This is a genomic window from Bradyrhizobium sp. BWA-3-5, from assembly GCF_032917985.1.
Taxonomy (GTDB): Bacteria; Pseudomonadota; Alphaproteobacteria; order Rhizobiales; family Xanthobacteraceae; genus Bradyrhizobium.
The window spans coordinates 1,012,218-1,036,659 of record NZ_CP136626.1 but is presented as its reverse complement, the minus strand read 5'-3'; the positions used below and the strand labels follow the sequence as shown (position 1 = coordinate 1,036,659).

Annotated in this window: 21 protein-coding genes, 1 tRNA gene and 4 pseudogenes; 13 read left to right on the top strand and 13 right to left on the bottom strand. The window is 59.0% G+C overall.

Going from position 1 to position 24,442, the window contains the following annotated elements:
- Positions 1 to 18: 18 nt before the first annotated feature.
- The 3 genes from RX331_RS04985 (at position 19) to RX331_RS04975 (ending at position 2,848) form a co-directional block, all read left to right on the top strand.
- Positions 19 to 285 carry a hypothetical protein gene (locus RX331_RS04985; protein ID WP_317255522.1) on the top strand — a complete coding sequence of 89 codons (267 nt, stop codon included), beginning with the start codon at positions 19 to 21 and terminating at the stop codon, positions 283 to 285.
- A 48-nt stretch (positions 286 to 333) separates the two neighbouring features.
- Positions 334 to 1,437 carry a DNA polymerase IV gene (gene dinB / locus RX331_RS04980; protein WP_317255521.1) on the top strand — a complete coding sequence of 368 codons (1,104 nt, stop codon included), beginning with the start codon at positions 334 to 336 and terminating at the stop codon, positions 1,435 to 1,437.
- 304 nt (positions 1,438 to 1,741) lie between these two features.
- The gene (locus RX331_RS04975) at positions 1,742 to 2,848 is read left to right on the top strand and encodes an FAD-dependent oxidoreductase (protein WP_317255520.1); all 1,107 of its coding nucleotides are present in this window, start codon (positions 1,742 to 1,744) and stop codon (positions 2,846 to 2,848) included.
- Between the two features lie 114 nt (positions 2,849 to 2,962).
- On the opposite strand, the gene RX331_RS04970 is transcribed toward RX331_RS04975, so the two are convergent.
- The 11 genes from RX331_RS04970 to ligD form a co-directional block, all read right to left on the bottom strand.
- A complete protein-coding gene (locus RX331_RS04970) occupies positions 2,963 to 4,333 on the bottom strand; it encodes an FAD-binding monooxygenase (protein ID WP_317255519.1) in 1,371 nt (456 codons plus the stop codon).
- A 247-nt stretch (positions 4,334 to 4,580) separates the two neighbouring features.
- Positions 4,581 to 5,033: a hypothetical protein gene (locus RX331_RS04965; RefSeq protein ID WP_317255518.1), complete on the bottom strand. Its 453-nt coding sequence runs from the start codon at positions 5,031 to 5,033 to the stop codon at positions 4,581 to 4,583.
- A gap of 1,667 nt (positions 5,034 to 6,700) precedes the next feature.
- Positions 6,701 to 6,952, bottom strand: coding sequence for a hypothetical protein (locus RX331_RS04960; RefSeq protein ID WP_317255517.1), 252 nt, complete (start codon positions 6,950 to 6,952; stop codon positions 6,701 to 6,703).
- Between the two features lie 2,252 nt (positions 6,953 to 9,204).
- The gene (locus RX331_RS04955; protein WP_317255516.1) at positions 9,205 to 10,401 is read right to left on the bottom strand and encodes an alpha/beta fold hydrolase; all 1,197 of its coding nucleotides are present in this window, start codon (positions 10,399 to 10,401) and stop codon (positions 9,205 to 9,207) included.
- A gap of 16 nt (positions 10,402 to 10,417) precedes the next feature.
- Complete coding sequence (locus RX331_RS04950) at positions 10,418 to 11,803, bottom strand: DUF4403 family protein (RefSeq protein ID WP_317255515.1); 1,386 nt, start codon at positions 11,801 to 11,803, stop codon at positions 10,418 to 10,420.
- Between the two features lie 544 nt (positions 11,804 to 12,347).
- Positions 12,348 to 12,527 (bottom strand): hypothetical protein, encoded by a 180-nt coding sequence (locus RX331_RS04945; protein WP_317255514.1) that lies wholly within the window; start codon positions 12,525 to 12,527, stop codon positions 12,348 to 12,350.
- A 17-nt stretch (positions 12,528 to 12,544) separates the two neighbouring features.
- Positions 12,545 to 12,757 carry a hypothetical protein gene (locus RX331_RS04940; protein ID WP_317255513.1) on the bottom strand — a complete coding sequence of 71 codons (213 nt, stop codon included), beginning with the start codon at positions 12,755 to 12,757 and terminating at the stop codon, positions 12,545 to 12,547.
- A gap of 7 nt (positions 12,758 to 12,764) precedes the next feature.
- The gene (locus RX331_RS04935) at positions 12,765 to 13,247 is read right to left on the bottom strand and encodes a LysR family transcriptional regulator (protein WP_317255512.1); all 483 of its coding nucleotides are present in this window, start codon (positions 13,245 to 13,247) and stop codon (positions 12,765 to 12,767) included.
- A gap of 274 nt (positions 13,248 to 13,521) precedes the next feature.
- Entirely contained in the window at positions 13,522 to 14,283 is a 762-nt protein-coding gene (locus tag RX331_RS04930; RefSeq protein WP_317255511.1) for a dienelactone hydrolase family protein, read from the bottom strand.
- A gap of 485 nt (positions 14,284 to 14,768) precedes the next feature.
- The gene (locus tag RX331_RS04925) at positions 14,769 to 15,236 is read right to left on the bottom strand and encodes a cupin domain-containing protein (protein ID WP_317255510.1); all 468 of its coding nucleotides are present in this window, start codon (positions 15,234 to 15,236) and stop codon (positions 14,769 to 14,771) included.
- A 936-nt stretch (positions 15,237 to 16,172) separates the two neighbouring features.
- Entirely contained in the window at positions 16,173 to 16,994 is an 822-nt protein-coding gene (ligD, locus tag RX331_RS04920) for a non-homologous end-joining DNA ligase (protein ID WP_317255509.1), read from the bottom strand.
- 169 nt (positions 16,995 to 17,163) lie between these two features.
- Here ligD and RX331_RS04915 point away from each other — a divergent pair, with 169 nt between their 5' ends.
- The 7 genes and pseudogenes from RX331_RS04915 to RX331_RS04885 all read left to right on the top strand — a co-directional run.
- A complete protein-coding gene (locus RX331_RS04915; protein WP_317255508.1) occupies positions 17,164 to 17,508 on the top strand; it encodes a response regulator in 345 nt (114 codons plus the stop codon).
- 207 nt (positions 17,509 to 17,715) lie between these two features.
- Positions 17,716 to 18,027: pseudogene (locus tag RX331_RS04910) on the top strand (MbcA/ParS/Xre antitoxin family protein); the annotation flags it as partial.
- Positions 18,024 to 18,698: an RES family NAD+ phosphorylase gene (locus RX331_RS04905; RefSeq protein WP_317255507.1), complete on the top strand. Its 675-nt coding sequence runs from the start codon at positions 18,024 to 18,026 to the stop codon at positions 18,696 to 18,698. The pseudogene RX331_RS04910 and the gene RX331_RS04905, both read left to right, overlap by 4 nt.
- A 54-nt stretch (positions 18,699 to 18,752) precedes the next feature.
- The gene (locus tag RX331_RS04900) at positions 18,753 to 19,148 is read left to right on the top strand and encodes a hypothetical protein (protein WP_317255506.1); all 396 of its coding nucleotides are present in this window, start codon (positions 18,753 to 18,755) and stop codon (positions 19,146 to 19,148) included.
- Complete coding sequence (locus tag RX331_RS04895; protein ID WP_317255505.1) at positions 19,090 to 19,461, top strand: recombinase family protein; 372 nt, start codon at positions 19,090 to 19,092, stop codon at positions 19,459 to 19,461. Before RX331_RS04900 ends, RX331_RS04895 begins: the two co-directional genes overlap by 59 nt.
- On the top strand, positions 19,374 to 19,889 hold the full coding sequence (locus tag RX331_RS04890; RefSeq protein WP_317255504.1) for a recombinase family protein: 516 nt from the start codon (positions 19,374 to 19,376) through the stop codon (positions 19,887 to 19,889). Before RX331_RS04895 ends, RX331_RS04890 begins: the two co-directional genes overlap by 88 nt.
- Positions 19,890 to 20,150: 261 nt before the next feature.
- Positions 20,151 to 20,204, top strand: a pseudogene (locus tag RX331_RS04885) (hypothetical protein); the annotation flags it as partial.
- Positions 20,205 to 20,270: 66 nt separating this feature from the next.
- On the opposite strand, the gene RX331_RS04880 reads toward RX331_RS04885, so the two are convergent.
- Both RX331_RS04880 and RX331_RS04875 read right to left on the bottom strand, forming a co-directional pair.
- A complete protein-coding gene (locus RX331_RS04880) occupies positions 20,271 to 20,576 on the bottom strand; it encodes a hypothetical protein (protein WP_317255503.1) in 306 nt (101 codons plus the stop codon).
- A gap of 196 nt (positions 20,577 to 20,772) precedes the next feature.
- Positions 20,773 to 20,849, bottom strand: a tRNA-Met gene (locus tag RX331_RS04875).
- Between the two features lie 325 nt (positions 20,850 to 21,174).
- On the opposite strand from RX331_RS04875, the pseudogene RX331_RS04870 reads away from it, so the two are divergent.
- From RX331_RS04870 to RX331_RS04860, 3 genes and pseudogenes are all read left to right on the top strand, one after another.
- A pseudogene (locus tag RX331_RS04870) lies at positions 21,175 to 22,780 on the top strand (GMC family oxidoreductase).
- 237 nt (positions 22,781 to 23,017) lie between these two features.
- A pseudogene (locus RX331_RS04865) lies at positions 23,018 to 23,532 on the top strand (CvpA family protein).
- A gap of 121 nt (positions 23,533 to 23,653) precedes the next feature.
- Positions 23,654 to 24,436: an SDR family oxidoreductase gene (locus RX331_RS04860; RefSeq protein WP_317255502.1), complete on the top strand. Its 783-nt coding sequence runs from the start codon at positions 23,654 to 23,656 to the stop codon at positions 24,434 to 24,436.
- Positions 24,437 to 24,442 lie beyond the last annotated feature (6 nt).

The following is a 24,442-nucleotide window of genomic DNA, read 5'->3' as shown; positions in this document are numbered from 1 at the left end:
CGGTAGGAGCGATTTCGAATGCTGATGACCAAGGAGAGGCAACCAGCGATCCGGACGCTCCGCGGCTGGGCGATTTCGGTGCTCAGCGAGGCCGGCGCCATTTGCGAATGCGAGGACCACGGGTGGATGCAGGACCGCGCCGACCCGCATGCCAGCAACCGCGCATTCCAGATCGCTCGGACGGATCCGCCGGCCGGCGTTTCATCGCAAGCGGCTGCCATCGCGATCGCCGAGGTACTGGACTCGATCGGTGACACGTGCCCTGAATGCCCCTCGCCGGATTGAGGCTGACTTGGCCGCGACTTGGCTTGCGGTGCCCGGTACAATCCGCCCATGGTCCCTCCCGATCCGGAAATCAGCGTTTCGACCGCGCCTCACCGCAAGATCATCCATATCGACATGGATGCCTTCTACGCGTCGGTGGAGCAGCGCGATAATCCGGAACTGCGGGGCAAGCCGGTGGCGGTGGGCGGTTCGGCCGAGCGGGGCGTCGTCGCCGCCGCGAGCTACGAAGCCCGCCAGTACGGCGTTCGCTCGTCCATGCCGTCGGTCACCGCGAAACGGCAGTGTCCGGATCTGATCTTCGTCAAGCCACGCTTCGAAGTTTACAAGGCGGTCAGTCGACAGATTCGCGAGATCTTCGCCGAGCACACGCCAATCATCGAGCCGCTTTCGCTCGATGAGGCCTACCTCGACGTCACCGGAAACTTGCAAGGTATCCGGCTGGCCAGAGACATCGCGCTGCGGATCCGCGAGAAGATCAAGGCTGAAACCGGCCTGAACGCGTCGGCGGGCATCTCCTACAACAAGTTCCTGGCGAAGCTCGCCTCCGATCATCGCAAACCCAATGGCCAATATGTCATCTCGCCGGAGATGGGGCCGGCCTTTGTCGAGACGCTGCCGGTCGGGAAGTTTCACGGCATCGGGCCGGCAACCGCCGCCAAATTCAACGCCTTCGGGATTTGGACCGGCCTCGACATTCGCAACCAGTCCCTCGCGTTCCTACAGGAGAACTTCGGCAAGTCCGGCGCCTACTACTACTGGATTTCACGCGGCATCGACGAACGCCCTATACGGGCCAATCGCATCCGCAAATCGGTCGGGGCCGAGAACACGTTCTCTGCCGACCTCAGAGAATGCGACGCGATGGTGGCGGAGCTCAAACCGTTGATCGACAAGGTCTGGCGGCACTGCCAGTCGACGGGCACCCGGGGGAGAACGGTCACGCTCAAAGTGAAGTTCGCCGACTTCGAGATCATCACGCGCAGCCGATCCGTGTCCGCGGTTGTTGGGAACCGCGACGATCTCGCGCGCCTAGCGATCGACCTGCTGGAAGACGCCATGCCCCTTTCAAAAGCGGTGCGCCTTCTGGGCGTGTCGCTGTCATCCCTGCAAGGCGAGAACGACACGGAGCCGCAACTGGATTTCGGGATCTGAACCGGAATAGAGCACTGCGGTTAGCATCCAGCTAGTCTACGTGATGGGCATCGGCCGACCGGCGTGATTAGTCTGAAGATGCAGCTACTCCTTTGAGTCTTGGTTCCAAACCGTTGGAACTGCACGCCAGAGTCGCCCGGGTGTCGGCCCTTTGATCAGCGATCACTTGCGCAAGCATCGTGTTCCGACGGCGGACACGTCTGTATCCAAAGGTCCGTCGATAAGCGCAAGGAGACAAAGGGGCAGCCGACGCGTTAGCATCCGGACCTCCTCGGCGTTTTGTTAACTTAAAAGCGGAGAGACCATGCGGGTTGTGATTTGCGGCGGCGGCGTAGTGGGTGCCTGCACAGCCTACTTCCTCAGCCGACGCGGCGCCCAGGTGATCGTGGTTGAGAGCACTGATGTAGCCGCAGCAGCATCTGGAAAGGCCGGCGGATTTCTGGCACTCGACTGGTGCGCGGGCACGCCGGTAGATGCGCTGGCCCGACGCAGTTTCCAGCTGCACGCGGCTTTGCCGCAGGAGATCGCCGACGGTTGGGGCTATCGTCCCATGACCGCTTACAGCGGCTTCGTCGCTTCCGAGCGCGACCCGCGCCGCCAGAAACCTTCGGAGCTCGATTGGCTCTCCAACGGCGTTGTTATTGCTTCGCGATTAAGCACCACTGAGACGACGGCAATCGTTCATCCCCGCTTGTTCACCTCCGCTATGATGCGCGCCGCCCAAGCGCGCGGCGCCGAACTGCGCCGCGGGCGCGTTACTGGCGTGGTGAGGCATACTTACGCCACGACCGTCCGGGGCGTCGAAGTTGACGGCGACATCATTGAGTCAGACGCCGTCGTTGTCGCCATGGGACCGTGGTCATTGCTGGCGGCCGAATGGATGAGTTTGCCGGCCGTTTTCGGGCAGCGCAGTCCCAGCCTTGTCTACGACACCGGCGCAGACGTTCCTCCACACGCACTATTTCTAGATTATCACGACGAGACCGGAGACATGGTAAGCGTTGAGGTGTTCCCGCGCGCAGACGGCAGCACCCATATTACGGCTTTATCCGACGTGGTCCCGCTGCCGATCGACCCCGCCGCGGTAAAGCCGGATTCAGAGGCCATCGGTCGCCTGCAGGCCATCGCCGAACGATTATCGCCGGTCTTCCGCCCAGAAAGGATCCTAGCGCGGCAAGCCTGTTTCCGTCCGGTCACACAGGACGGCTTGCCGCTGATAGGCAAAGTCCCGCGCAGCGAGGGGCTCTATGTCGCTACCGGGCACAATGTCTGGGGTATCCTCAACTCACCAGCGACAGGCGAAGCAATTGCCGAATTGATCGCTGACGGCTCAGCACAAACCGTCGATCTGGCGCCGTTCGATCCGATGAGGCTGCCTGCGCTCGACCCGTCGCTGCTGCATACGAGTTGAGCATCGACTGAATTTCGCAAATCAGTTGTTATGGAAGAAGCCGGCCAATGGCCGAACCAAAGGCCCACTAGACGGTGTTGTCGGTCTGTGACGGATTTACGTTTGCGGAACCGACTAAGTTGTCCTTCCCACGGGAACCGTGATCATTCGGGCTGGCGCCCGATTTCCTTTCCACACCCGAAATGCAATCTGCGGATCGAACAATGCTGCAGGCAGCCGCATCAGGTTTGCCACCTCCAAAAATCTACTGGCCAGCACAGCATCATCCTGAGCGGCGCGATAGAATTTTGCGATGTACCAGTTGATGAAGCGTATCTGAGCCGTGCGCTGGCCTTCGACACGCGGGTGCTGAAGATCGCTACCGACGGCAATTTGCCACGGGATATCGATGAGTCGGCTGGCTGCCCCAAAGAAACGTCCAGCGACTTCCTGCGTGCCGGCCGCCAGGCATTCGCGCAAGGCCAGCGATTCCATGCAGGCAACGGTCATCCCCTGACCGTAGACAGGATTGAAGCTGCATAAGGCATCGCCAAACACCAGAAAGCCCGCCGGGAAGCGGGAAAGCTCTTCGTAGTGCCGGCGCAGGTTTGCACTGAACTGATAGGGCATGAGCGGGCAAAGTGGCTCCGCAACCCTGACAACATCGAATATCTCAGGCTTTTGCAAGCTTCGCGCAAAGTCGACAAAACCGTTATCATTTGTCGGGGCGTGGTCGCCCAAGTAGCCTCCCAAAGTCACGATCCAGCGGTCACCTTCCTGCGAAAGAATAACGCCAAAGCGCCAATCCGGCGGGCAAGCTGCGATGATTGCGCCGGATTTGCCGCGCAAATGTTCCGGCAGCCGTCGGTATTGCCGGGTCACGTAGCCGAGGTTGATCTTGATCAGCTCCTCCCGCGGCCTGGGGTAGCCCCACGCGTCCAGCCAGGCCGGACTGGACGAACCGCGCCCGCTTGCATCGACCACGAAGTCGGCGTTCATCATCTGAGCGACGTCCGAGCCGCCTTGGGATTGAACCCTAACACCCGTCACCCGACCCTGAGCCCCATCGAACGCGGGCTCCAATACAGCACAGCGCTCCCGCAATCGAACGTTCGGAAGTTGCAGCAGCCGGCGCCGCACGTTGCCCTCCAACATCGGCCGGCTGATTGCGAGCCCGAAGAGTTTGCTGGGCGAGTTGCACAAATAGAAGCCGTGGTTGAACCAGAGAACTTTATCGACGATGTCGCCAGAGGTGGCGCCTTGCGCGACCATTTCTTCGGTGAAGCCTGGAAACAACTCCTCGAGCACCTCTCGTCCCCGGGCAAGTAGGCCGTGCGCATGTCGTCCTTGAGGAACGCCCTTCCTGGGCTCATGCACGTCGGGGAGCGCATCGCGTTCGACTACGGTCACTTCGTCGAAGTAATCGGCGAGGGCCCGAGCCGCTAGCAGACCGCCCATGCTAGCGCCGATGACGATTGCGCGCTTGTTCGGATGATCTTTTGGCATCGCTGCACCTCCGCGACGAGGTATCGGTTTACAAAAACTCTAGCACGCGGCGACCGGAGCGGATGTGATATGCTTCATAGGTGAGCGACCCTCGCAGCAGTGCGCCTCGGCGTGCGTTTCGTGCGCTAATCGATGACTGCTTTGGGTAATTTTCGGAAATCGACGCCCGCATCGGCGAGGTTTGCCTTGCCCCCATAAACGGACTTCGTCAGTCCGGTCTGTCAGGTCCGAAAAGGGCCAGAAACAGTCATGGCACTCCTCGGCGAGATACAACAGGATCGCGCTTGCGACGTACCCGCCCTAGGTGATCAAGAATTCTGATGCGCCGTCCTAGAACACCTACATACTCATCGACGGCTCGGTGACCTTTATAGTCTTCGACTGTAACGACAAACCGCGGACCATGAGTATCAACTGAGTAGCGCGCGGTAAGCTCACGGAACATATTGGGAGAGCCGCGATGCTTTGCGCATAAATCGGGCAGCGCCTTTCCGTAAAGGGCAATCGCATCTGCGAGAGAACGCGAAGCTCTGCCCTCAACAATTTCCCCGGTCAAAAAATCGACGACAATGCAGTGCTCAGGGTTTCGGCGCGCCTCACCAAAGACGTCCGTTTGATAGATGCCGATAAGAAACCCAATGCCGCTTGCCAAGGAGTCCGCGATATTGTGTCCGATGGACCTGAGTTCGTCGAATTTCATGCTCGCACCATTACACCTAAGAGCAGCCTTCCACTATACCCGACACAGGCGAGGTCTGCTTCGGGTCACAAGCGGCGGTCCGGCCACTCATCTCGTCAGGTCCGGTTCTCCTCTGAGAGCGGCCTTTCCGACCGCTCAACGGCAGTTCGGCTGAGGGCCATAAACGGAAATAATCGAGAACCCTTCTCCTCGGAAAGACCTTTGGAGAAAACTATGATCCAAACCGGCGGCGTGGAGCCGCGATGCCGTGATTGCGTTCGCGTTCTGCCTCGGTCCAGATTAAACGCTTGAAGAAAGCTTTGCGCCCTTGGCTAGTTCCGCCAGTCTCATACCCGTGTAAGCAGCGCTTTATCTCGGCATTGAACCACGACAAGGGCATGCCGCGAACATCTGCCGACGTTTCAGGCGCTTTAGATCGCTTTCCCGCCACTTGTCGAACTCTCTCGCCCTACTTCCCCTGAAACTCAAACCCCTTTGGGCCAATATCAGAAATCATTCTGGGCGGTGTTTTCTGACCCAATCCGGGTTACCACGCGGGACCGTTTGTGATCGAATTGGTGGATCGGACTGATCGGACGATATTAAGCGTACCCTGAGTTCGTCGCCGATCTTCAACTGATCCGTCTCGTACCAGTCGACCGAAGCAACGCCTTCAATTCCACCCACCGCACACTTAATCCCCGGGATAGCTTCCGCTGACGAAGCTGCGATTGATGAAGCGTCCGGCCCTTTGCCTACCCAGTGCAAAATGACGGACACCACGCCTTCAGGCACAACCGCCGTCGTTAGCTTTTCACCATTCCTCCAAACCTCGAAGCAAAGCAGTCGCCTCTCCCTTTCGCAACATTAGGTTGTACAATCGGTTCGTTACTCAAGAATAAATTCAAAGGTAAAAATGTCCGCATCGGGTCACAAGCAGCGGTCCGGCCGATCACCTCGTCAGGTCCGGTTTTCCTCTGAGAGCAGCCTTTGCGGCCGCTCAAAAGCAGTTCGGCTGAGGGCCAATTGCGGCCATTACGCTGCTCGCCAATCAGTGGGATTTCAGATCGCGCCGCTCTTTGAGCTTGCGTCCGACCAGGTATCCCACAGATGCGAAGGCCAAAATCGGTGGCAGTGCAAATACTGCGGAATAGGCAAGCAGCTCGATCAAATTTGGAGGGTGGCGGAAGCCTTGGTGCACGCGCGTAAGAGCGAGGAGCGCTATTGCGGCGGCATAGCTGAGAAGGACGCACAGAAACCATCGTCCCACAAGCCGTCCAATTGCTGCGCCAAGGATCAGGGCAGGAATAAAGGAGAGTAACGCTACGGTACTCCATAAGTAGACTAGGTCTCTAAACCATCGAATATCCCACACCGGAAAGCTCCGCGTCTCCGTCCGGTCGTAAGGGGTGGAAGTTAATGCGACCTGACGTTGGGTAATTACACTTCGCTGCCATGGTCCGTCGAATTTCGGCGTTAGCTCCATGCGGCATGTCGTCTTTGGATCGCTCACCGTACCGACTGGCTGAAACCGTCTGCTTTGGATCAACAGTCGACCTCGGCAATCCATCAGGCCCTAGTCCGCTCCACCCCCACAAACCGGACATCTGCACGCTTGTCACGCAGGTCAGCAACGGGCCCACAAGCAGTCATCAAGACTAACAGCAATCGACCAAGGGACAGCGGCCTCATAATTGAAATTGTTCGATCAATATCTCTAGAGAGACAAACGAGCTTACGATCATCATCGCGTCGATCAACACCCATGCAGTGAGCACGCCGTAGAACGCTTCGGGATGTTCCACTCGGTCATACACCCGCCTTGCTCCCGCTTCGACCGTCCCTGTGCGGACCGCTGAACGAAACACACGGGCAGTGAGATAGAGCGAACACGCTCCCCCAAGGAGTGCGAGAGAAAGATAGAGTGCTGGTACGAACATCGGATGAAACCTAAGGCCAAGAGCGGCCGTCTACCATCAAGAACTGCCGTCGATAACGTCTCGGCTCTCTGAGGTGATCGATAGCCATCGGCGAAGCTCAGGCGTGGGCCGCCGAATGCCCCGCCTTGCGCGTCGGCCAATCGATTTGGAATGCCGGAAGAACCCGTAAGCGGTGAGCAGGAGCGTAAAGATCGCGGTGACGATGTAACCAGCTGCGAGAAGCACAAAACAAGCTATCGCCACAACGCAGAATACTGCGTTCCACAGTAAGACGAAGCCAAGACAAGTTCTCCCGGTTGGGATGCCGCTGCTCATGCTGATCACTTATGCTTCCTTGTGATCCGCCGCACCTCCAGTTTGGCCCACGCGGCCGTGCTGACGCAGCCATGGTAAAGATCGCATTAGCGCCCAATATGAAGCTCGGGTCGAAGTTTGCTTGCTCAGTTCCGCTTCGGGTCACAAGCGGCGATAGGGGCGAACACGGACCTGCGTCCGGCCTGCCCCTATCAGCCGACATGACAAAGGCTTCGGCGGTCTTCGGCTTAGGGCCGATTGCAGCACTAGGGTTTATCAGGCGTAGCTTTGTCGGCTTCATCGGAACAATTTAGTCTGGGGTCTGGATAGCTTGGGCACGGCGGCCACTCACGAAAGCCCGCCCGAACCTGTCGGGACTTTTCGGCCAATCCGTAATTGACATATGCTGCCAAACCAAGGACGCCGCCGCAGATCAGGCTAGTCGCAATTACAAGCGCAAAGAAAACGCGCCGACCGTTTGTCATTGCTTATTTCTCTTCCATTGCGATCCAGCGGTCCGCCTTAGGTGCGGGCCTGAGCGTGAACTTCGGAGCGCGCAAGTGGCATCAACGCGATGGTGGCACGCACGCCCCGAACCTTAGTACGATGGCGCGAGGATCATCGGCTACGTAACCGTCCAACTGGGCCAGATTGAAGCGATGTAGCCTCTTATCAAAAACGAAGAGCTGAAATGGGCGTATACACTGAATGACATCGTCATGGACCGCTGAGCATGAAAACTCCTTTTCGCCTGACCCTGAAAAATTCAAGTAGGCGTTCCGTTCAGTCAGCCTGAGTGCAGTATGGGTGCGCATGAAATTCTGAGCCTTTGATTTGTCATGGGAAGAAGGCCGCTTTGGATCGAATGCGTAACCCGCCGATCCCTCGTCCAAGCACCAAAGAGATGCTCATCCGGATAACCGGGGACGATGCTCAAGGTTGTTAATGGCTAGTTCGGCAAGTTGGAACAATCTCTTGCTTTCAGAAAAACTTGGGACGTACCTGAGAGGGCGCGATGTCGGCTTTGGGGCCAGAAGGCGACATTAGCGAGCGCCTCCGTCAGTCCTCCGGTCTGACTTCAGTTACGGGTACCGCTCTCCCGTTCGCGTTAAGTGGCTGCTGCGGGTCTTCTAGTCGGATATGCCACGTCAAACCTCCATAGGCAGAATCCGAAAACTCCACCCAAGACTGCGCCAGCGATTGCGCTCGCGAGAACAAAGTGAAGGTGGCTTTGTGGATTTACGTAGAAGATCAAGTGAGTGACGAATCTAGCGTAGGTGATCGATGCCCCCAGGAAAGCCCCACAACCGCTGATAACGAAAACGGTTGAGATGGTCGCAGGCTGTCGAACGAGACCTATCAAAGGGAAAAGAATGCAAGTCACTGGCCAGGCGAATTGTGCCCCGATCATGCTCGGGCCGATCAGCAGCGCCAATGTGGCCTTTGCGCCGCCGACAAATATCGAAGTCAATAAACTCCAAAACCAAATCACAACTAACCCAGGGAACGCCAGAGATCCAATGTAGCCAGCTAAGAAAGTGAGCGAGACCCCGACAGCTACGCTAAAGAATATCCGAGAATGCGACCTCGCCATGGTGCCCTTTGTGCCCAAGCAGGCTGAATATTTCATGTGAGATATCGATCAAATGCGTTAGAAGCCATACAAGGCTCACTTCGGCTTTGGGGTCAACAGCAGCGGTAGAGGCGAGCATAGATCGGCGTCCGGTCTGCCCCTGTCAGCCGACATGACAAAGGCTGGGCGGGTGTTCGGCTAAGGGGCCAGTAAGGGGACCCAGGTCTTCCGCGGGTGCAATCAGATCTTGCTCGATGGCGTTTGGCAACACGACGTGTGAATACACCGCCAGCTTGGGCCTTGTCCCCTCCCGCGCATAAGGTCTGGTTGCTGGTTCGAGTTCTGCCGGGCCCCACCAACCTTTCGCTCGCGAAGCGAAGGTGGCCTATCTGACGCAGTCGTCCGGAGGTGTTTTCCGGGCGAAGCGGTCAGTCATCCAGTTCACCGCCGCCATCGTGCTCGCTTGTGCGGCGCGTCCATGGCCGATACCGGGCAGCATGATCATCCTGACCTTGCTGCCCGCCTTGCACAGCCTGTCCATGTAGGCCTGGGTAACCGCCGGCTGGATGATCTGGTCGTTGGTCCCCTGCGCCAGAAAGATGGGGATCTCAGGAGAGAGCACACCGGTGCTGTTCTGTTCAAGAAGCGAGCGCCAAGGTTCGGCCTTGGTCGGATCTTGCACCATCAGGAAATATTGCTCGAGCGGCCTCCCTGTTCTTTGCCTGACGATCAGGTCGAAAGGCCCTTCGATGCATTCTTGCGCCAGCCTGTCAATGGCAGGCATGGCGCGCGGATCGACGACATTGTCGATAGCGGCTCCATAGACCCGGTGCCACGACCATAGCGTCATCGCTGTGATGTTCTTGCCACCGATCGAGTTGATATCGTCACTCATCAGCTTCGCAAGATCCGTCGCTGGCGCCGCCGCAGCGACTCCGAGAAGTTTCAGCTCAGGGGCGTAGTCGTTTGCCATCATCCCAGCGAAGAGCGCGGCTTGCCCGCCTTGCGAATGTCCCCATACAATGAAGTCCTTGCCCTCGCCTACCCGGGGAAGGGAGCGTGCGGCGCGCACGATATCGATCACGGCGCTACCTTCGCTCTCACCCACCAGATAAGGATGCGGGCCCGGCGTGCCGAGCCCCGGATAATCGGTCGCCACCACGACGAAGCCACGGGCGATCATCGAGCGAAGGCCCTGGATCTGCTGAAACAGAAAAATCGCCAGCGACGGCGCGCAGCGCGGGACGATGCCCGATGTAGGATGCGCCCAAGCAACGATCGCACGACCGCCGGGCGGGGGCGCACCTTGCGGGACGATAACGACGCCCGACACAAAGATCGGCTGGCGGTTCAGCCCCGTCGATCGATAGAGCACGCGATAGGTGGAGGCGCCAAGCGGAGCGCCGTCCATCGACTCCTGCCGCACCAGGGTGCCCGGCGCACCAGCGAGCAATGATTCCGGCGCATCATAAAATGCCGTCTGGGCCGACGCGATCCGGGCCAGGCCAAAGATCGCTGCGGCGACGAGCGCATTTGACATCCGTTTGCGCCGCCAGCTGCCGACGAAATTGAGGTACCGCATGGTCCAGCTCACGTGCTTACAAGCCGTGAAGTATCTTCAGACCGCCGCTGGCATGAAGAGCAATCAGGATTCCTTCGCTCAACAACTGCACTTTCTCGAGCCTTGCCGAGTCGAGGTGCCCCTCCATGCGAAAGCCATCCTTCAGTGGGCGCGTCAGGCGCTCATTCGCCGCCATGAGCAGGTTCTGATAGGAGATGCCGTAGTCGAGATTAGCAACATTCTTCAGCTGCGCCGCCAGCTGTTGCACGGCAGATCGAATCTGGCTGTCATCTGACGAAGTTGTCAGGTCGATTTCGCCGAGACTGAAGGTCCTGGCGTTAGTATCGACTTTTGGCGTGGCGGAGAGATAGGTCCATTGGCCTGCGCTGGAATCGGTGTCCGAACTCTTTGCGAGGCGCAGGCCGATCACGAGTTTGCCCGATGACGGATAAACCTGAACCTCGCGCACGGAAGTATCCTGGGCCGGCGCGGCTGCCATCGCCTGGCTGATCTTGTCCTTGAGCGTGTCGTAGTTGATGCGGATGGGAAGAATGACGTCGAAAGTTCCCGGCTCCGCCACCGCGGTGCCGAGCTGCGGCAGTTCTGTCGGCGTGACAGCCGGCGGCTGCTGCCCTATCACGGTTCCGGCGGAGCCGGTAAGTTCAAGCGATCCCCACAATAGCTTGGCGTTGGCGCGGACCCCGGCGAAAGCCGCGCTCTGCGGGGTCAGCTGCAGCCAGGTCGGTGGATCCTCCGCGAGTTTAATGGGTTCAAAAGCGTGACGCCACGCCATCTCCGCTTTGCCGTGCAGGTCGAGTGCGCGCGCCGCCGCCAGCGCGCGCGACCGGATGCGGCCAAGTTGCGTCCGGATGTTGGGCTCGACATAGGGCGCCAGGTCAAACTCGCGGCCGAGCACGTGAAGGTAGGGATGTTCGCTCCAGCGGAAGGAGTCGCTGATGTTTAGCTGCAGCGACCCATCCCTCCGCAGCTCGGGGCGCGCTTCAACCTCGATCGTCGCGCGCGCCTCGGTGTCGCCGCGAATGCGCGCCGTGAAACGATTGGCTCCTTGGCCTTCGGCGGCGCCATATATCGAGACCGCTCCGAAGACGCGGTCGCCCCGGCCATACAGAGAGACCGGGCTGGTCCGGTCGACGAAGCCCCAGACATCGCAGTTGGCGTTGACGCGGAAAATGAGAACACGACGATGAACGCAGTTGACGCGTTCGTCGATGGTGGCAAGCCGCTTTGGAATATCCCGCTCGATCGCCGCAGCGAGAGCCGGCAGCCCGAACTCGACCGTCGCAGAGATGCGTGAAGTCGTTACGAGCGGTGTTGCCGTGTCCGGGCTCAGCGCCGGCTTATCGGCGCCGAACGCGACAGACGGGAGCGCAAGAGCGAGCGCGGTCAGACGGGCTATGCCCATGCGCGATCTATTCGCGATTGAATCGTATTCCGGCTCATATCTGCGTGATCGAGGATTCATTCTAGTGCTCCAGCTTCAAGGAAAACCAGAACCACAGTCTGTGCTCAATGCGCTCGCGAGCGATAATAATGCGATACGTTAGGAATGCACGATCGGCGGAGCTGTTTCGCGATCCGGGCTCGGCAAGTTGGCAACCCCGAGATGGAGCTACCGCCGTTCTGTATCCGGTTTTCGACGGGTGCTGCGCGGATCCCCCACGAGCTCGAGAACCTCAAAAAGCAACCTGACGATGAACGTCTGACGTCTCACAAGTCAATGAAAAATGACGCAAAATGATGGCCTTGCAGACCGTTCGCGTTACCGCACAGTTTCACACCAGAAATGGCCTCGACAAAAGCGGAGACGCGGCCAAAATCGACCGAACCAGAAAATCAACGAAAGTAACTTATCCTCCCGATCATACGCCATTATTGCAGCGTATGGCGTTGAAAAACTGATTGGCCGTTAAACGCGTCCGCGCGGGCTAATGCAGCTCGTCAAGACCTCAAACAGCCAGGCGATCCCAGCATCGGCCATCGCGGCCCGCGACGACGCGCACCGACTCGGCTGTCCAGCGAAAAGGCACAGGGCGCGCCACGAGATGGAAGCGCGTCGCATGCTGCTCGACGAGATGGCCCGGCAACGTCGCGATCAGATCGCTTTCGGCGAGCTGCGCCAGCGCCATCATGAAATTCGGTACTGTCAGCGCCACACGCCGCGAATGTCCCTGTTCGGCGAGCCGGATATCGACGATCCCCAGCGCATCACCGATGATACCAGAAGATGCTGCGCTTTCACATAAGAGGTCAGGCTCAGTGCGCGTGGCAGCGGATGTCCCTTACGCATCGCGACGACGAAGTCTTCCTCGAACAGCAGCCGTTCGGCGTAGCGCGGCGGAAACGCACAAATTGGCAAGACCGAGTCAGTGCGAGTCCAGTTCCGCCAACGTATCTTGCCAGACCTGGCTCGTCGCTTTGCCCCGATGTTGCGGCATCAGTTGCCGCAGTCGAATGTCGATCCCTGGCGCATCTCTCGCCAACCGGGAAATAAGGGGCGCGAGAAAGACAGCCGCCACGGCATCCGGCGCGCCGATTTTGAACGACCGGCGCGCGGTTCGCGCGTCGAAGGGGCCGGCCGCCGACATGATCCCTTCGACGCGCGAAAGAAGATCGGCGATCGGACCGGAAAATGCGATGGCACGCTCCGTGGGCTTCACGCCAGTCGAGGTTCTGAGGAACAGCGGGTCATGAAGCAAACGCCGCAGACGACCGAGGCCGTGGCTTACTGCGGAAGGTGTGAGATTCAGCTTTTCCGCAGCGCGCGCGACGTGGCGCTCCTCGAGCACAGTGCTGAACACCACAAGGAGACCGATATCGACGCGCAGGAGCTGAGCCGGATTCAGCATGGTGCTGAGATCTTATCACTGGTATATGCGCCACACGACGCGGCGCTGCTGGACTACTTCCGATCACACGTCCGCGACCCTGAGCTGGTTCGGGCAGTATGGTCCGCGCGAAAGGTGTTGATGGACCTAAGAGCATCGACCAGAGAGGCGAACGTCGGCTTCGGATCACAAGCGGCGGCGGAGGCGAGCATGGACCGGAGTCCGGTGTGCCTCTGTCAGGCCGCGTGGGATGTGTACGTTCGGCTCGAAGCAGCTGCCGCTTCGTCTCGCAATGTCACTTTGACGCGAAGACCTCCTTCAGAAAGCCGCGAACATCTGCCCGTGCCTTCGCGGTGGCAGCTTCGTTGAAAAGAACGGTCGGGCCGCTCTTCTGCACGCAAGCATCACCAAAGGTGAATGGCTTGTTTATCTCCTTATTCAAGACAAGACCATTTTCATCTTCGATTATCTTACAATTCTTCCAGACTTGTGCTGACGGAAGCTTTATCGGATCACGGAGTACCGGCGCGTCGAAAACATGGTACGCATCGGGATACTCGATGAGACGAACGTCCCGTCCAGCCTTTTGCAGTCGATCCACATACGCACGACAAGAAGCAATCGGCACGTAATCATCTGAACTTCCGTGCAGAAGCCGAACGGGCTTTTCGATATCTTCGTCATCGCGGTAGGCAGCGCCGCAGTCGGCATATAGACCGATGTGCGCAACAAATCGCGCTTCCGAACCATGCATCTTTCGGAAGCGTGTCAAGCTGGAATATAGCGCGGCCGCGCCGCCCCGAGAGAAGCCCATTACGACTATCCGCGTAGGGCTAATCTGCCGGTGTTTCGCAAGGAGGTCGAGCGCGCGGTACGCATCGATAATCATGGCAAGTCTGCCGAGCTGAGACTGATCGGCTACGGTCTCGATGATCCCGCGGCCGGAGAAACTATCGACCGCAAACGTTGCGATACCCTGCTCATTTAGCTCTTTCGACCACTCCTCAATTAGCCCGCCGCTTCCTTGGAGACCGCCAGAAGGATGAAGCAGGATCACGGAATCTTTTCAGAACCCAGCTTTGGCAGTCGCAAGTGCGCTGCAAGAGTGACTTGGGAGCCGTCCTTCTTCCCCTTCAAGAAGTCAGTGTCGGACATGGTTACCGACTGAAACGCATGAAACTCTTGACGCGCTATCTGCGCTTATGTGTTAGCGCTGAACAGCAATAGGACGGCGATGGTGATCGCGCAAGCAACTCGCATGGTGCCCTCCCTGATCGAAGGCGCCCCCGAAACCCTGATAGCTTTGTGGTCGACTATAGCGCTGGCTGCTTTGGAAACAAACCTGGCCCATTCGCCGCATGTCTCCTGTGGGTTAGCAGGCGAAGAACTCAACCTGAGCAATTCTAGTCCGCTATGCCCAATGAGCAGACCTCAATGAGAGCTGCGGCCACTTCGCTGATGGGCCAACAGCAGTCGTTTCAGCAAACGACTCGCTGGCCTGCGAACCCGAAAAGTGAGCCGGCGGCTTGACCCTGCCGTCAGTTATTGAGAGCGACCCACTGTTCCTTTCGGGCATGCGGTCTGACTCACTGGGGTTACAGCCTGGTATTTCCTTTCGACGATGATGTATTGAATCGTGGTGTCTCCCACGTTTGCAAACTCATGCCATGGGGTCGGAGGTGCATCGAACAATGCGCCGGCGGTTACATTGATCTTACGTATTCCTTTCTCGTCCTCGATCTGTCCTTGGCCTCCGCTTACCACATAACTAAGGTAACCCGGGTGTGAGTGGCAGACGTGCACAGCCCCCGGTGGAAACGTGCACCGAGCGACGCGGACATGCGCGTCCTCAAAAAGTTTCTCGCAAGGTTTCTTGCCCTGCCACTCAACAGATAGCCCGTCGGGCACGTCGTCGGCCCTTGCCGCATCGACTCCGCCGAAGATAACGAACGGCGCGAGGAGCGCAGCGGCAGATAAAGCGATCAGGGCGCGGGTGAATGAAATGTTCATGAATTCCCTCCCTTGTTATCCGACGTTCCAGATGACCAAGGATCGGCGTGAACGATAGCGGTCGCTCACTAAGAAAAAGCGGCTTCTATTGATTGTCCGAGTGCTTGGCTGCCTATCTGAGCAGCCGAAAAAGCAAGGGGCAATTTCGCCACCTTGGAGCTTTAGGTTACGTCGTGGCAGCCGCCTCTTCAAGAGATTGTGGGCGCGCTCGGCTATCGGAATCGGATGTGTACTTTGGCCGTGTGCCGGCCCCTTCCGATCTACCCTCAACTCCGGACATTTCGTTGCATCGCATCAACTGACTCGGTGGGCCATAAGCGGAAGAGATCGACCGATGCTTGCTGCGTCATGTTTACCCAAGGCTAGGGCTTCTTATAGCACAACCGCGGGCTGCCAAAGCGGGCGTGGGCTCGAACGCTCTTCGCGATAGCACTTCTCTTCCTGACAGCTATAGGAGGGCTTCAAGCATGAGATTTATCGACAGCTTGCCCTATGCTTTTGTTGTAGCAATTTGTGCAGCGGCCGCACCCCTGTTGGTAATGTTACCCTTTGCTACCACGGAAGTCCGGCCGTTGGTTGTTGTGCCCGGCATGTGGCTAGTCCTTGGATTTTTTGCAGCGATCATCATCCTGAGGAGCAAGAATCTTCGCTGGTCGGCGACTACGGGCGAAATGAGGTCAGCGATCCGCGCAGAAGGCGGAGCCTATAGCGGGGCAACCTGGTTGTCGGTACAAGAGGACTATGAAGTTGAGAATGGAAGGTTTGTGCGCCCAGTCAGCTTCCGTGATTTCCAGTCCTTGAACCGACCACGAATTACTCGAATGCTGATGAGCGATTGGCTCACCGGAATTCCGGGTTGGAGCGTGACCTTTCTTCTTTTCAGCGAGCCAAGTTTTGCGCTGACTGTGACACTAGCTGGCTTGCTGGCAGTGCATATCACCCGGATAGCGTGGCTAGTACGCCAGCACAATTTGATGCTGACACTCCATCAATCCACAGTGACGATTGCGGTATACTGGCCACGAGTTGCTTCCTGATCTGACTGGAGACAGTGCGTGACCACCCGGTGCCAACCTTGCCCAAATAGACAAGGTCTTTGCCCTCCTGTTTTCCGAGATAGAGCGCCGCGACACCACTAGGGTCTTTTATAAAGCCGATGACCGGAAACTTGCCTTTGTGGACAGCCTTGATCTTCAGCCAGTTCTCATTGCGCTCGGAACGGTAAGGGGCGTCAACCCGCTTAGAGATGATGCCTTCCCAGCTCAGCTTGGCAGCATGTTCGAACATCTGTTGGCCATCGCCGACGAGATATTCGGAGAACAGCACTGGGTGTTCAACACCGCTCTCGCCAAGCAGGTCTAGCAGTGCCTGCTTGCGTTCGATCTGAGGCAGCTTGCGGAGGTCACCATCCCGCCACAGCAGGTCGAAAGCGTAATAGACCAGCCGATCCTGTCTGCTTGCCGCTAGCTCCGCCTGTAATTCTGAAAAGTTGGTGCGGCCTTCGGGGATAACAACCACCTCCCCATCAATGATCGCCTCTCCGGGAATGTCGAGAGCGGCAGCAATGGTGGAGAAGCGCTTGGTCCAATCCAGACCATTGCGGGTGTAGACCTTCTTCCGGCCTCTACTGGCATGAACCTGGACCCGGTAGCCATCGTACTTGATCTCATGCAGCCACTGTTCGCCATTCGGTGCTTTGGACTTCAACGTGGCTAGCTGGGGCCGGATGAATCCCGGCATCGAAATACGCTTCGACACAACGCAAACTCATAAAAGAAAATGCCCGCCGCGCTTGGAGGGCCACGGCGAGCATTCTTACCGACTTCGGAGGAAACTCGAACAATCTAGGGGACGTAGTCCTTCTTGTCACCACCGCACTGTGAACCAAATCCTGCCACCCGAATTACGTGGTAAAACGGAGGTGCGTATGTCCAACTTCGTGGTCCTCTTAGTGGAGGACGATATGTTCCAGCGTGAGGTGCTGGCCGAGATGCTGAAGGACGAGGGATTTGAGGTGATCGAATGCACCACCGGCGAGGCTGGCGAGTTGATCATCGGGTCGACTGGAACCGAATTGCAGGCGCTCATTACCGACCACAACCTAGCGGGCAAGATGTCGGGAGCCGAACTCGCCCACTATGCCCGCTACCGACACCCGCATATGAACATTGTCATCATGTCCGGCACCACCGTGAAACCCATGCCGGTCGGCACGGCGTTCTTGCAAAAGCCTTTTCCTCCCGAACGGCTGCTAGATATGGTTCGTGAGTAACAAAGCGTGGGGGCCTCGCTCCATAGATCGCGAGCATACCCCACGCCTTCAGTCCACCGCCAATTCCTTGCGAACAGCGGCGGCTGAAACCGCAATCTTCATTATCGCGTTGCGACGCGGATTAAGGGTGTTTTCTCTGGGGGGCTTTCTGAGTTCAATCCTGGCGGTCGCGTTCCGCGCAAAGGCTGTCAATCTTGTCTAGCATGCGCCCGTGAGCACGGCGCGTTCACACTTGATGTGGACGTTCTGACGCGCATTTCAGCGGTATTCGGTATCCACCAAGCACTGGGGATCCTCTTTCCCCAGGAACGGCTCGGTGTTGACTGGTTGCGAACTCCACATAACGAGATCGTCTTCGGTGGACATGCGCCGCTCGATCTAATCACTAATGGCTCCCAAGATGGGTTGCTATCGGTGCGTCGTTTCCTCGACGGCGCGCGTGGCGGCCTGTACATGCGGCCGAACGCGATAGACGACGCCTTCACGCCTTACGACGATACGGAGATCCTCTTCCGGTGACGGACGCTTTCGCACCCTCGCCGCGGCCTGCCTATCGCTTGATCCCCTCACAATTCCCCCCCATCGGACTGTTCGATACGGTCGCGACAGCAGCTGATCTTTCGCCCGTGATGGAACTCGTAGGTTGGACGAATGACCGTCTGGTGGCCGAACGTATCGATCGGCTACCGCAGAGCGAATGGGGATATGGCGCCCCGAACTCCAGCATCGTCATGGCGGCCTTTCTTCACGTCGCTCCCGGCGGAATGAGATTCAACGGACCAGAGCTTGGCGCCTGGTATGCGGCTGACGATCTTCGAACGGCGGCTGCCGAGGTCGGTCATCACCTTCGGCGCGAAGCGGCTGCTCGCAACGCGGCCACAATGAGCCGGACTTACAGGGCATACACCGCTACGCTTCTAGGAGATTATCTCGACATCAGAGGGCAGCAACTCGCACTTCCCGATGTGTATGCGAGCGAACGTTATGATGCTTCGCAGAAGCTTGGCGAGGATATACGCGCGTCAGGTCGTTCGGGGCTGCTCTACGACAGCCCAAGGCGTCGCAACGGTATCAACGTCGTCGCGCATAGACCGCGCAACATCGTAGATATCTTGCAGACGCACCACTTTGAAATCACTGTGCAAGCAGCAGCGCGCACGATCGACGTCCGACAACTATCCAATCAGTAGTACGCGGACCGAATTGAACCGCACTCTCTACATCGTGAATTCTGGTATGATCTGATGAAGCAATTAGTTCCCCATCAAGCCGAAACGCGCAAGTTTCCATACTACGCCAAAATGCGATTTGGCGCGCTCGGACCAGAAGTCGTCCGATCGAACACACCCGGTGTATCCGGCGCCCGCATCGAGTTTCTATCATTGTCGTCTATCGTAAAGCTGATGGTGCTGGGGATTATCCCAGTGCGACCGACGGTCAATGGCATTACGATGAAAGACGTTGGCGCTCAAAAGCGCAAAGACATCGCCAGGTGCAACGAACCGGGGTTGACGCTTGCACCACAGAGCGGCAACGCTCCCGATCCCCGTCTCGTCGAATTCGTGCGTCTGCTAGCTCGTCATGCGGCGCGCCGCTGGTACGAACAAGCCAACAAGGAGCACGGGTCGAAGCGCTCCTGACTTTGCCGGAGACCGTTTCATGAAGGTCGCGCTTTACGCCCGCTACTCCAGTGACAACCAGCGCGACGCGTCAATCGCGGACCAATTTCGCGTCTGCCGTGCCTATGCCGAGAAGCAGGGTTGGCGAGTCGTTGAGGAGTATTCCGACCACGCGATTTCCGGTGCGTCGCTTCTGCGTGCCGGCGTCCAAGCACTCATTACGACGCCTTGCGCGGGCGATTTCAAGTGGTGCTGGCGGAGGCGATGGATCGCCTCTCACGTGATCAGGAAGACATCGCTGGCGTGTTCAAGCGCATGGCCTATGCCAACGTAAAGATCGTTACTTTATCCGAGGGTGAGGTTACGCACCTGCATGTCGGGCTGAAGGGCACGATGAACGCCCTCTTCCTCAAGGATCTTGCCGACAAAACGCGCCGAGGCCAGCGCGGACGCGTCGCGCTTGCCAAGTCTGGCGGTGGCAACTCCTACGGTTATGATGTTGTGAAGCACTTCAATGAAAATGGCGAGCCGCTACGCGGCGATCGCATGATTAATTCTGCGGAAGCCGAGGTGGTTCGCCGGATCTTTCGCGACTATGTCGTTGGCAAGTCGGCGAAGAGGATCGCTGTTGAGCTAAATAGGGATGGCATCGCGGCGCCGGGCGGCGGCGATTGGGGCTTCAGTACCATCAATGGCAACACGAAGCGTGGCAACGGCATCTTGAACAACGAGATGTATATCGGCCGGATCGTTTGGAATTGACAGCGGTTCATCAAAGACCCGGAAACTGGCAAGCGTCAGGCGCGCCAAAACCCCGCAGCCGAATGGATAATTCAGGAAGTACCAGAATTGCGCATCGTGGATGATGGGCTCTGGAAGGCCGCAAAGTCACGACAAGCTGCCATAAAGACAAAGCGCCAGGACGATGGCACTGAGGTGCAGAATAGCTTCCGCGACCGCCGCCGCCCAAAATGCTTATTCTCAGGTTTGATAAAATGCGCATGCTGCGGCGGCGGATACGCCATGATTTCGGCCGACCTCATCGGCTGCTCGACCGCAAGAAACAAGGGAACGTGCGATAATAGGAGGAGTTTCCGCCCCGCGCGGCTGGAGGCACGAGTGCTGAACGCGCTACGATACCACCTAATGGACCCGGCTCTGTTCAAGGAATTCTGCGACGAATTCACTCGTGAGATGAATCGTCTTCGGACGGAAGGCTCGGCGTCGATCGAGGCTGCGCGGTCGGAGCTGAAGCGGATCGAGCGCGAGCTGGACACGCTGCTTAATCTGATCCTCAAGGGCGGCGCGGCGGACAGGATCAACGCCAAGATGGTCCAACTTGAGGACCGGAAGGCCGAGCTTGAGCAGCAGCTTACCGAAGAGATGCCGCCGCCCCTTCTTCATCCCGAGATGGCGACATTCTACCGGGAAAAGGTCGGCGCCCTCCACGAGGCGTTACAGGCCGATACCGAGGCAACCCGGCTGAAGGCTGGCGAGATTCTGCGCTCCCTCGTGAAGGAGATCATCCTTACTCCCGAGGCTGGCGAATTGAAGATCGACGTCCGGGGCGATCTAGCCGGAATCTTGGCGATTTCCCTCAAAACAAAAACCCCGGCCACTGGGACCGGGGTTTCGCAATTCGAGATGGTTGCGGGGATAGGATTTGAACCTATGACCTTCAGGTTATGAGCCTGACGAGCTACCGGGCTGCTCCACCCCGCGTTAAATCGTTGCGACGCCTTCAAAAAAACCGGAGCCGGCGTGAAACCGGCCAACGCGTGTTCGCGCCGATCGATCCCGTCCGGAGGCTTCCTGAGAAGGCGACCCGGGCAAAGCCATCGGGTGCGAGGGGTATGTATCAACGTCCCCTCGCTTTGGAAAGGGGCAAAGATCCCCTTTTGCAGATTTTATGACAGCAAAAACGAGCACTTGGAGCGCCAAAACCACCCCTTGGAACCGCTCTTGCCAGAAACGCCGCAAAAGCGGAGTTTTGCGCCCGAAAGCGCCGCTGGAACGGCGCAGCAGAACAAAAAGCAGGGGGATGCCAGTGGGGGATATTTTCGATTTCGTGGTTGTCGGCGGCGGCTCAGGCGGCTGCACCGTGGCGGGGCGGCTTTCGGAAGATCCGAGGACGTCGGTGGCGCTGCTCGATGCGGGCGGGCGAAACGACAATTGGGTGGTGACGACGCCGTTCGCGCTCGTGCTGATGGTTGGGGAACGTCAACAACTGGGCCTTCAACACCGTCCCGCAAAAAGGCCTCAACGACCGCATCGGCTACCAGCCGCGCGGCAAGGGGCTCGGCGGCTCGTCCGCCATCAATGCCATGGTCTATATCCGCGGCCACCGCGCCGATTACGATCAATGGGCTTCGCTTGGCAATGCTGGGTGGTCGTTCGCCGACGTGCTGCCCTATTTCAAGCGCGCCGAGAACAATTCCGATTTCGACGGCGAGTATCACGGCAAGAGCGGCCCACTCGCCGTCAACAAGTCACGCACCGGCAATCCGGTGCAGCAGATTTTCCTTCAGGCGGCGCAGGAGGCGCAATTCCGCCTGCGCGAGGATTTCAATGCCGACGACCACGAGGGCCTCGGCATCTACCAGCTGACGCAGAAGAACGGCGAACGCTGCAGCGCAGCCCGCGCCTATATCCATCCGCATATGGGTAGCCGCGCCAATCTGCGCGTCGAGACCCACGCCCACGCCACCCGCATCCTGTTCGACGGCAAGCGCGCGGTCGGCGTCGAGTACAGGCAAGGCAAGGAGCTCAAGCAGATCCGCGCCCGGCGCGAGGTCATCCTCGCCGCCGGCGCATTCCAGACGCCGCAGCTCCTGATGCTCTCAGGGGTCGGCAACAGTGCCGAGCTCGCCAAGCACGGCATCGCCGCCGTACACCATTCGCCCGGCGTCGGGCAGAACCTGCAGGATCATCCGGACTTCGTGTTCGGCTACATGTCGGACAATCCGAACTTCAACGGCATTTCGCTGAAAGCGCTGCCGCGCCTCTTGCGGGCGATCCGCCAGTACCGCCGCGAGCGCTCGGGACCGATGACGTCGAACTTCGCCGAATGCGGCGGCTTCCTGAAGACGCGGCCCGATCTCGACATCCCTGACATCCAGCTCCATTTCGGCATGGCGATGGCTGATGACCACGGCCGCAAGCGCCATCGCGGCACCGGCTTTTCCTGCCACGTCTGCCTGCTGCGGCCGAAGAGCCGCGGCAGCATTGCGCTGCTCAGCGCCGATCCGCACGCCCCGCCTTTGATCGATCCGAATTTCTTCGGCGAGGAAGACGATCTGAAAACCATGGTCGCGGGCTTCAAGACGACGCGGCGACTGATGGAGACGCCGGCGCTACGCGCGCTGCAGAAGAAGGAGATGTTCACCGAAGGCGTGCATCGCGACGACGACATCCGCAAGCTCCTGCGCGCGCGTGTCGACACCGTCTATCACCCGGTCGGTACCGCCAAGATGGGCGTCAACGATCCCATGGCCGTGGTCGACCCGAAGCTGAAAGTCTACGGCGTCGAGGGGCTCCGCGTGGTCGATGCCTCGATCATGCCGACACTCATCGGCGGCAACACCAATGCACCGACGATCATGATCGGGGAAAAGGCCGCAGACATGATCAAGGCGGAGATGCGGGCGGGTTGATCGGAGCTATCGCACTCGATCGTAAACTGGCCAAGGCTGCCTGTCCGCCGTAGTCGAAAAACGAAGGCCAGAAGCGGGCCCAGCAGCTCTCACACTGGTCGTTGATAGGATGGAGGGCGCGTCGCTATCGCGCGCCTTTGCCAGCCCTCTGCTCCCTGCGATACAAACGATTTTAGCGATCGCCAATCCGATTGATTGACGAAGCATCGGTATCATGATCCCGATGGAATGCTTCCAATGAACAGTTTCGACGCCGCCGTCTATGCCGGCCTGATGATTGCCATGGTCATCGGTTTCAACACCGGGCTATTGCGCAGTGCATTACGATTCTTGCCTATCTCGTCGCGATGCCGATTGCCGTGGGGCTGGTGGCGCAATTATCGCCGCAGATCGGCGACAAGCTTGCCTTGCCATTTGTGCAGAATCCGCTGCTGTTCTTCGGAGCCTTTATCATCGTTGGCATGGTGCTCGGAAAGATAGCGCGCACGGCCCTCGACGACGCTATCGGGCCGGAAGCCGGTGTGATGGACCGCGTTGGCGGCGCCGCGCTTGGCGCTGTGCGCGTCGCCCTGATCGCGATCACGCTTGTGCTGATGTCCGACCAGCTTCTGCCGGCAAACCAGCAGCCGGCGTTCATAGCCGGTTCGCGGTTGCGACCGCTGCTATCGGCCGCGGGGCAATTGGGCGTCAGGTCCTTACCGCCCGATCTCATGGCTGCGATCGACCGCCTGAAGAAAGACCGGCACATCTAATCGACGTGGCTTCCCAGATATGCGTTTCGACGGTAGCCGCTCCCTTATCATGGCCGTCCGACTTGGCTAGAGTGCTCGCATCACACTTCAGAAAATCACCTGATACAACTGGAGAAGAAAAGTGGATCTTGGCATCAAAGGCCGCCGCGCCATCGTCTGTGCATCGAGCAAGGGGCTGGGGCGCGCCTGCGCCGTCGCGCTGGCCAACGAAGGCGTGCATGTCACGCTGACTGCGCGCGGCGCGGAGGCGCTGAAAAAGACCGCCGACGAAATCCGCATGGCTAATCCCGGCGTCACCGTTACCGAGATCGTCGGCGACATCACCACGCCGGTCGGCCGCGAGGCCGTGCTGAAGGCCTGCCCCGAGCCTGACATCCTGGTCAACAATGCCGGCGGCCCGCCGCCCGGCGATTTCCGCAATTGGACCCGGGACGACTGGATCAAGGCGATCGACGCCAACATGCTGACCCCAATCGAGCTGATCAAGGCGACGGTCGATGGCATGATGGCGCGAAAGTTCGGCCGCATCGTCAACATCACCTCCGCCGCGGTGAAGGCGCCGATCGACATCCTCGGACTTTCCAATGGCGCGCGCGCCGGCCTCACCGGCTTCATCGCAGGCCTGTCACGCAAGACCGTCATCAACAACGTCACCATCAACGGCCTGTTGCCGGGCCCGTTCGTCACCGACCGCCTGACCGGGACGGCCAAGCCGGAAGCCGAGAAGCGCGGCATCACGATCGAGCAGGTGCTGGCCGAGCGCGCCAAGCTCAATCCGTCCGGCCGCTTCGGCGACCCCGAGGAATTCGGCCTTGCCTGCGCCTTCCTGTGCGGCGCCAAGGCCGGCTTCATCACCGGCCAGAACATCCTGCTCGACGGCGGCGCCTTCCCGGGCACGCTCTAGGGACGC